Annotated in this window: 8 protein-coding genes; 3 read left to right on the top strand and 5 right to left on the bottom strand. The window is 59.5% G+C overall.

Going from position 1 to position 8,216, the window contains the following annotated elements:
• The 3 genes from EN914_RS15815 to EN914_RS15805 form a co-directional block, all read right to left on the bottom strand.
• Positions 1–455, bottom strand: a 455-nt coding sequence (locus EN914_RS15815; RefSeq protein WP_127389148.1) for a hypothetical protein, incomplete at its 3' end; no start/stop codon positions are given.
• 318 nt (positions 456–773) lie between these two features.
• A complete protein-coding gene (locus EN914_RS15810) occupies positions 774–1,619 on the bottom strand; it encodes a manganese catalase family protein (RefSeq protein ID WP_013525132.1) in 846 nt (281 codons plus the stop codon).
• A gap of 171 nt (positions 1,620–1,790) precedes the next feature.
• Entirely contained in the window at positions 1,791–2,906 is a 1,116-nt protein-coding gene (locus EN914_RS15805) for a hypothetical protein (RefSeq protein ID WP_164752036.1), read from the bottom strand.
• Positions 2,907–3,064: 158 nt separating this feature from the next.
• Between EN914_RS15805 and EN914_RS15800 the strand changes: the two genes are divergently transcribed.
• The gene (locus tag EN914_RS15800; RefSeq protein ID WP_024504622.1) at positions 3,065–4,237 is read left to right on the top strand and encodes a glycosyltransferase; all 1,173 of its coding nucleotides are present in this window, start codon (positions 3,065–3,067) and stop codon (positions 4,235–4,237) included.
• A 2-nt stretch (positions 4,238–4,239) separates the two neighbouring features.
• Entirely contained in the window at positions 4,240–5,382 is a 1,143-nt protein-coding gene (glf, locus tag EN914_RS15795; RefSeq protein WP_024504623.1) for a UDP-galactopyranose mutase, read from the top strand.
• A gap of 87 nt (positions 5,383–5,469) precedes the next feature.
• Here glf and EN914_RS15790 read toward each other — a convergent pair whose 3' ends face one another.
• Entirely contained in the window at positions 5,470–6,636 is a 1,167-nt protein-coding gene (locus tag EN914_RS15790) for a beta-glucosidase (protein ID WP_013525128.1), read from the bottom strand.
• Between the two features lie 451 nt (positions 6,637–7,087).
• Here EN914_RS15790 and EN914_RS15785 point away from each other — a divergent pair, with 451 nt between their 5' ends.
• Positions 7,088–7,363 carry a hypothetical protein gene (locus EN914_RS15785; RefSeq protein ID WP_081714367.1) on the top strand — a complete coding sequence of 92 codons (276 nt, stop codon included), beginning with the start codon at positions 7,088–7,090 and terminating at the stop codon, positions 7,361–7,363.
• 587 nt (positions 7,364–7,950) lie between these two features.
• On the opposite strand, the gene EN914_RS15780 is transcribed toward EN914_RS15785, so the two are convergent.
• A complete protein-coding gene (locus EN914_RS15780; RefSeq protein ID WP_013525125.1) occupies positions 7,951–8,124 on the bottom strand; it encodes a hypothetical protein in 174 nt (57 codons plus the stop codon).
• Positions 8,125–8,216 lie beyond the last annotated feature (92 nt).

Below are 8,216 nucleotides of genomic sequence, written 5' to 3'. Positions count from 1 at the left end.
TTGATGAACCGCCCGAGAGCCAATCCGGCCAATACCGATCCGGCAAGCAGGACACCGGGATTTTGCCGGCCAAAGGACTGCACGTCCTCCAGGACCTGGCCGAACGGCTTCTGTTTCAATGACGATGAAAGCCGCTCCAAGCCACCGGCAGCATCCAATGCGAACTTCGATGCGTTCCTTTCATCGTTGTTGGCCAGGTGATCACTGGCCGCGCGCAGTGCGCCGCCCAGCGCCGCCAGAGTCGATCCGATGTCGCGCTGCGCTTCCTGCGCCTTGTCGGAGATGACCTCCCTGGCTTCAGATGCATAGTCGCCAGCCTTGCGGGTGACCGTGTCACGCGCGTCGTGAAGCAACTCGCTGGCACGCTCATTTTCCTGGCGAAGCCTTTCGGAAACGTCGCTTTTCGCCTTGTCGAAATCGGTGGGCTGTCCGCCCTGATCGTTTTCATGCTGCATGGGGCCACCTAGTGAAGACCGAGGAAGGAGAGGACCGCCAGCACGACAACGATAACGCCGATAAGATAGATGACACTGTTCATGTGCACGTCCTCCGTGGCTGTCCAACTTCGCGGAGCCGGCGATGTTCCCTAGGTGAAGCATTTATGTCGAAGCGGAAATGGAGAGCTTCGTCAGGCACGCACCAGTCACCAATGGGTCGCGCTATCCCTCGTGCGGAGCGCCAGTTGCTCGGTACCACCGGGTGCGCCCGACTCCGCAGGAGCCGCTAGCAGGAGACAGCCGAGTGCCGGCTGCCTCCGGCATTGCTATCTTTGCCTATTCGGCTGCCCGCCTGTCGATCATCTGCTCGCTCTGGGCGCCGGAACTTGGCCGAGGCGGCGACAGCATGGGCTCCTCGCCCATTGGCGAACCGGCGACCAGGGAGAACTCGCCCTTGCCGTCCATCGACGGTCCTTCGCTCCAACGACCCTGCGCTGGTTCGACACCTTCGACGAAGCAATTGATGAAGGCATAGGATACGTCCTGATGCTCCTTTTCCTGCGGGAAGGAGTTGGGGACCGGCAGAGACGCGTTCAGTCCGCCCATATCTTCGATTGCCGCGAGCCACTGCTGTTGGTGCATGGTGTCGCGCGCAATAAGGAAGGACAGCATGTCCTTCATGCCGGGATCGCTGGTCATGTTGTACAGGCGGGTCGCAAGCACGCGGCCGCTTCCTTCCGCGGTGACGTTTGCGACCATATCCGCGGCAAGATTGCCGCTGGCATAGACATGCGAAGCATTGAAGGGAACGCCGTTGGCGTTTTCAGGCAGTGCGGCCAGGCCGGTCGACAAGATATGGCGGAAGTTCATCCCGTTGAGGACCGAGCCGCCGACCGTGTCCGACGAGATGTCCTCCTGCAGCGAAAGTGGTGCACCCTCAAGATTGAGGGCGACCGCAGTCGCCAGCATTTCGATATGGCCGAGCTCCTCGGTCGCCGTGTTCAACAACAGGTCGCGGTATTTGGCCGGCCCGCGGCATCCCCATGCCTGGAAGAAATACTGCAAGGCCACGCGGATCTCGCCTTCTACTCCGCCGATGGCCTGCTGCAAGGCACGGGCAAAGACTGGATTGGGCGTTTCCACACGAACCGGGTACTGCAATTTCTTGTCGGTGTAATACATGGCTGACTCCTGGTTGGAAGTCAGCCGAACCTCAGCTCTGATGCATTGTTCCGTGCGAGGAACACTTAATTCCGGCAGTTTTCCGCGGGAATGTCTCGAGCCACGGACGCTTATTCGCAATGCGAGCCGTCCAGTTCGTTGATGCAGTCGCTACGAGTGGCGCCGACCGGATCACGCGACCCTGGAAAGCAGAGCGACGTCACATCTGGCCAAGCCGTAGCGCCACCGATGATCAGTCGTGGCGACCCGGCTCTGATAAAACAGTGAAAGCTGGCTGCCTTCGATCATCACTGTCGAGTGGCCGTTCTCTCCCGGCTGGCCTGGTTCCAGCACCGGGCCGATCGAGACGTAAGGTCCAGCAACGTTATCCGCGATGGCAAAAAACACGCGTTGCCGGTTCCCGCGAAGGCCATTGGGCAGAAAGCAAGTGGCATTGAGAAGCACGCGACCGTCCGGCAATTCGACCAGTTGTGCGCCCTCAATGCCCCATTCATAGTCGGGATCCTCTCTCGTGTTGTGGTGAGGCACATCATTGTGGTCGAGGATCTTGCCGATCCGCTTCCAGGGACCGAACCATGAGTCGGATTGGCTGCGTGCGAGATAGATGTCGGGCTGCGGCACCCTGGTGAATTTTGGCATGGCGGAATAGACGAGGTAGCGCTTGCCGCCAATAAGTGCGGGATGCGGATCGTAAATGCCATCTTCCTCCGTGTCCGGGATCGCGAGGATGGCGGGGCTAAGAACCACCCACTGGAACCCGTCATTGGAAACCGCATGCTCGCAGCGGCCGCCAGACTTCATGAACTCGGTCTGGATGAACATGTGAAAGACGCCGCTTTCGTGGATGACCCCCGGAGCCGCAACACCACTCCCATTGATTGGAAGCTCGATCGACTGATGCTCGGTCCACGGCCCATAAAGGTCCGGCGCCGTGGCGTGCAGTATCGTCCACGTTTCGGTGGTCACCGTGCCGCTCGAGCCGAAGACGTGCCACAGGCTGCCATCAAAGACGGGGCAAGGGTCCTTGAGGTCATCCACGCTTTGCGGATGAAACAGCGGAAAAACGTTGGTCGCAAAGTCGATCTTCATATCAGCCCCGGAATTCGCCTGGCACGGACTCGCCAGCGATGCGGGCGAATCAACTTGATGTCCTGCGCATTTTATAGCCAGCGACTTCAACGCAAATACGGCAGGTCCGTTCTCCACCGACATTCCCCCGTCGCTCACGCTTTCAAAGCCCGGCGATGCGCGGCGGGCGTTCTCAGCTTCGCGGAAATATGGTCGCATTCGTGATCCGAGCGGTGACCGAGAGCTCTTCACTTCACCTTGGAACAACTCACGCGCTGGAAAGTTAGGAGCTGGCATCGAAGTCTATTTCTCCTCGATCCGCGCTTAACAAATGTTAGTCGTAACATAAACTAAAGATTACGGGAAGGAACATCTCAATGGAAGCAGCCTTGGGCAGGGTATCCGCCAGTAAACACACTGGCAGGGAAAATCTACTGGTTTGCTTCTCCCACTTGCGATGGAATTTCGTTCATCAACGGCCGCAGCATATCCTCACCCTCGCATCCGAGCAGCAGAGAGTGGTCTACTTTGAGGAGCCTGTTTTCGAAGAACTGCCACAGCCGCAGATGCGGACGAGCGAGGCATCGCCAAACATCCTGATCGTGACACCAGTGCTGCCGCTCGGCGCGTCGGCCGCGAAATCAGATGCCGTGCAGCGGAGGTTTGTTCAGCAGATCATAGCTTCTATGCCGCACAGCCGGCTGATCGCCTGGTATTACACGCCGATGGCTCTCCGCTTCACGGAGTTTCTTGACCCAGACATATGCGTCTACGACTGCATGGACGAACTCTCCGCTTTCAAGAATGCGCCGCCCGAACTGGCGCAGATGGAAAAGGCACTTCTGCGCCGCGCCGATCTCGTTTTCACCGGTGGCCTGAGCCTGTTCGAGACCAAGCGCCGCCTGCATCAGGCTATTTACCCCTTTCCGAGCAGCATCGACGTGAAACACTTTCACAAGGCAAGGCTGCCAGGAAAGGACCCAGCCGATCAGGCCGGCATTCCTCACCCGAGGGTGGGGTATTTCGGCGTCATCGACGAGCGGCTGGACGCCGGACTCGTGGCGCTAGCGGCGCGGACGATGCCGGACGTGCATTTCGTCATGATTGGCCCCGTGGTCAAAATCGATCCTGCAATCCTGCCGAAGGCCGACAACCTGCATTGGTTGGGTGCCAAGGCCTACTGCGACCTGCCCGATTATCTGCGCCATTGGGATGCCGGCTGGATGCCGTTTGCACTCAACGAGGCGACCCGGTTCATCAGCCCAACCAAGACGCCAGAGTTCCTGGCTGCGGGCCTGCCCGTAATCTCGACGGCGATCGTTGACGTCGTGCGCAGCTACGGCGCTGCTGGACTGGTGGAAATCGCCGACAGTGACGACTTGGAGAGCAAGCTGCGCTCCATGCTTTTGCGACCGCGTGAGATGCTGCTGCCGCAAGTCGATGCCTATCTGGCTGACATGTCGTGGGAAAGAACATGGACGGCCATGGCCGCTCACATTGAGGGCGCCTACCGACGCAAGAAGGTCGTCCCGTTGCGCAGGAGCGCATAGCCATGTTCGATTGGCTGATCGTCGGCGCGGGGTTTGCCGGCAGCGTGCTTGCCGAAAGAATAGCCTCGCAGCGTCATGAAAGCGTTCTCTTGGTCGATCGCCGCAGCCATGTCGGCGGCAACGCCTATGATTGCTATAATGAAGCCGGCATCCTCATCCACCGCTATGGGCCACATATTTTTCACACCAACAGCCAGTCGATCGTGGACTACCTCTCGCAGTTCACCCAATGGCGCACATACGAGCATAGGGTTCTGGCGGCGGTGGATGGGATACTGCTCCCCATCCCGATCAATCTCGACACGATAAACCGCCTTTATGGCCTCGAACTGAATTCTGCACAGTTGGAGGAGTTCTTCGCGTCGCGACGCGAAACGGTAGAGGACGTGCGAACGGCCGAGGATGTTGTCGTCAGCACCGTGGGACGCGAACTCTACGAAAAATTCTTCCGTGGCTACACCAGAAAGCAATGGGGCGTCGATCCGAACCAGCTGAGCAAATCGGTGACGGCACGAGTGCCGACCAGGACCAACCGCGATGACCGATATTTCAGCGACAGCTTCCAGAAGATGCCTGCCGGCGGATACACGAGGATGTTCGAGCGCATGCTCGACCATCCGAACATCAAGATCATGCTGCAGACCGACTTCCGCGAAATTCGTGACGAGATACCGTTCAACCGCCTGATCTATACCGGCCCGATCGACGAGTACTTCGGCTGGCAGCTGGGGCGTCTTCCTTATCGTTCGCTCCGCTTCGAGCACGTCACCCTCGACCAAGAGCAGTTTCAGCCGGTTGCCGTCGTCAACTATCCCCAGACGGAAGATTACACCCGCATCACCGAGTACAAACATCTGACCGGCCAGCAGAACGCGCGGACCAGTCTGACCTACGAATATCCCACCGATATCGGGGACCCGTACTATCCGGTGCCGCGGGCCGAAAACGAAGAGCTCTTCAAGCGCTACGAAGCGCTTGGCGCAACCTGTCCCGACGTGTGGTTTGTCGGTCGACTGGCAACCTACCGCTACTACAACATGGATCAGGTGGTCGGGCAGGCCCTGGCAACCTTCGCCCGCATCCAGAAGAGCGTCCCGGAATGGGCGAGCGCGGGGAAGGCGTCGTTGGCCGAAGGGGCGCTGTAGCTCGCCCACCCGGACGTACCTGGGAGCATCGAGCGTGGCAAGGCGGCGCCGACAGGCGCTCGCAACATCCCTCGTGCCGCTCATGTATTAACGCGTCAGGTTCGCCGCGAACAAAGCTCGCTGGCGGGCCAATTCCTCCGCGATGGGCTTGCGGACGTGCCGACTGCCGTCCGCCTGGACGACCGAAAACAATCCCACCTCCGCATGCCGCGAATTGTCCCAGCCCGGATAGGCGGTTATCGGGTATAGGCAAATACCTTCGATCGGCGCTTCGAGGTCAATTGCGGCACGCACCTCGTCGCAGACATAATGGAGCCACGCCGCCCCGCCTGATCCCTCGGAGCCGGTCTCGGCGATGAACATCGACTTGCCATATCGATGCGCGACCTCGATCAGCATCTCGGATAGGGCACGGTACTCGTGGTGCCCCATGGGAATCGTCGGCCCGTTGAGGTACCACTGATTGTGCGGGTAGAAATTCAGGCCAACGACATCGACAACATCGTCGCTGCCCCCCAACTCAGGCTCTGCCCGGCCCAGCAGCATGTCGTAAGCTTCGAACTGTCCGAGACGGGCATTTTCGGCCCGACGCCGTTCGGTCCGCGTTCGGTCGCGAGGGGCAATGTGGATAAGCGGCTCGGCCCAGACAAATCTGCAAGCGGGATCGACCTCGCGCATCGCGCGAACGCCAGCTATTGCAGCTCTCACGAGGTGCCTCTTGAACCATCCCCGCTTCTTCGGGCCAACGCGCGGGAAATAGCCAACCTCAACAGCCCAGGCGAAAAACGAGATTTCGTTGATCGGGCACAACAAAGGCGCTGTACCGGCGATTGAACGATGAACCCTCACAGCTTCTGCAGCGAACGAGGCATAGGCATCGATGAAATGCATCGACCCTTGATCAACGTGGTCTGGACATCCGTAGTGGAAGATGTCCCAGATGACCTGGACACCTGCCGATTGCGCTGCTTCGACCATCGGCGTCCAGCTTGACCAGTCATAGTTTCCAGGAGCGGTTTCGATGAGGTGCCAGCGCAACCCGTCGCGGACGGTACGAAGACCGAGTTCGGCGCAACCGCGGTAGTCGCCCAGGGCGTGCAAATAGTGCGAGGTCGCACGGATAAGATCGAGGCGGACGCCGTCCTTGCGCCGGTGCGACGAGCACTCAAAGCCAGCCATGAAAAAACTGGCGAAGGGCGACGTGCCCGCAATCGAAGTCACCTCATTGCCTTCGCTGTGTCGTGCTTCGCTCATACGAAGTCTCCTGCAGGCATTTGGGCTCAGTCTCGGCTGCCGAATGCAGATCGAAGCAGCCATGAGCAATCCGGCTGCCGTATCTCATCCGCCACGCTGCACTTTCGTCCTGTGCTTAACGGGATGGTTCCAAACCGGATGATCGAGCCTTTGTTCCCGTCGACCCCGTCAGAGGCAGAGAGCAGCCAGGGAAGAAGCTGCGCGCGGCAAGTCGGGGGTCAGGCACATGCCGTGATCGGATCATCCAACGCTCCGACGAAGGCAGGCAACAGTCCGTTCAAATTTCGACTTTCCAATATCGATCATGCAGGCGAGAGGGACGCGGCCCGTCGCGTCAAGCCGCTCCGTCGATCTTTGCCGGCAGAGCGCGCGCCATTCAGCTCAAGCGGGAACATTGGCTACGTCAGCAAGTTTGATCGCCATAGCAAGGGGCCGCAGGGCGGGCGCGCAGATGAGACATCTGGTCAAGGAAATCCTGGTCGAGATCGCTGAAATCCTTCCAGCGATGGCTCAAAAGGGCGACAATTCGGCCGAAGCACTGCCTGTCCATGCGCCGAACTTCCCCCACGATCTGGAGCCGGTTATCCGCGCAGACCCTTCCTGCGAGGTGCCATCGCAACGCGCCGACGATCGGCATAAATCAGTCGCAGTTGAGCAAGCCGCAAGCTGTATGGAGGGATACGGCGCCGGCTCGAATGATCTTACCTTTGCCAGTCACTGCAGATGACCCCACGGTCAAGGCTCACGCCTCTGACGGGCACCACGCACGGCGTGGAATGCCGAGCGAACGGCTTCAACGTTTGAGGTGTGGGGCCGGGCTTACGGCCTGAAGATCAACGGCGGTTGGCCTGCGCCTCTTCATCGCGCCATCGCTTCGGTCCGCCTGCGACGCTACGCGGCACAGTCGCGCGTGAGCCAACCCGTACCCACGGGTCAATCTCTTCTCCCAAGAAGGCCGTGCCATGGAGGGACCAATAGCGCGGCCCGGCCGAGGTATGACCCACTAGCCTTCGTCGGATGCCAGTGACAATACCCCAGCAGAACTCAACTATTCGAAACAGCCAATGTTTCCTTGGCATCTGGCCCAGGCGCCACCTGCAGCAGTTCCCTTGGACGGTCCTGTTCTGGCAATGAGCTGATCCAGCCATAAGGTGCGCGGCTCAACAGCCTGAAAGCGCGTGGTAGCGGGAGCAGTCATGACACCCTCCGTTGGGGCGGAAGCATGTTCTTCGCTCACAGCCGGCGGAGCCCAGAAACTACCGCCGCGAGAGCAATAATATTTTCAGTCGAGATCATGTGACCGGCAGAAGCGTTCTAGTGCCTCTCTTTCAGAAATCGGGCTTCACGAAGCAGCGAATTCCAATCCGTGCCGATAAGCTTGATCAGACCGCGCGCATCCGGCTCTGAAATACCGACTTCTTCAGACAGACGTCGGGCAAGCAATTGCTGATTGCCCTTTTCGACTCGGCCATCGCCATCCTTTTTCATTGGGTTCCTCCTTTGGGAAGCCAACTTGCGGAATGACCTTTCGTTTCACGAAACACGAAAAAAGCCCGCGTCCGATTCGCGGCAGCGAGGAT

It is taken from the genome of Mesorhizobium sp. M7A.F.Ca.CA.001.08.2.1 (genome assembly GCF_003998455.1).
Classification (GTDB): domain Bacteria; phylum Pseudomonadota; class Alphaproteobacteria; order Rhizobiales; family Rhizobiaceae; genus Mesorhizobium; species Mesorhizobium ciceri.
Note: the sequence above shows the minus strand (reverse complement) of the source record. Positions and strands in the feature narration are given on the sequence as shown.

Coding starts and splice junctions, on each gene's coding strand:
- EN914_RS15810 (WP_013525132.1), bottom strand. CDS start 1,619: ATGTATTACACCGACAAGAAATTGCAGTACCCGGTTCGTGTGGAAACG.
- EN914_RS15805 (WP_164752036.1), bottom strand. CDS start 2,906: ATGCGACCATATTTCCGCGAAGCTGAGAACGCCCGCCGCGCATCGCCG.
- EN914_RS15800 (WP_024504622.1), top strand. CDS start 3,065: ATGGAAGCAGCCTTGGGCAGGGTATCCGCCAGTAAACACACTGGCAGG.
- glf (WP_024504623.1), top strand. CDS start 4,240: ATGTTCGATTGGCTGATCGTCGGCGCGGGGTTTGCCGGCAGCGTGCTT.
- EN914_RS15790 (WP_013525128.1), bottom strand. CDS start 6,636: ATGAGCGAAGCACGACACAGCGAAGGCAATGAGGTGACTTCGATTGCG.
- EN914_RS15785 (WP_081714367.1), top strand. CDS start 7,088: ATGAGACATCTGGTCAAGGAAATCCTGGTCGAGATCGCTGAAATCCTT.
- EN914_RS15780 (WP_013525125.1), bottom strand. CDS start 8,124: ATGAAAAAGGATGGCGATGGCCGAGTCGAAAAGGGCAATCAGCAATTG.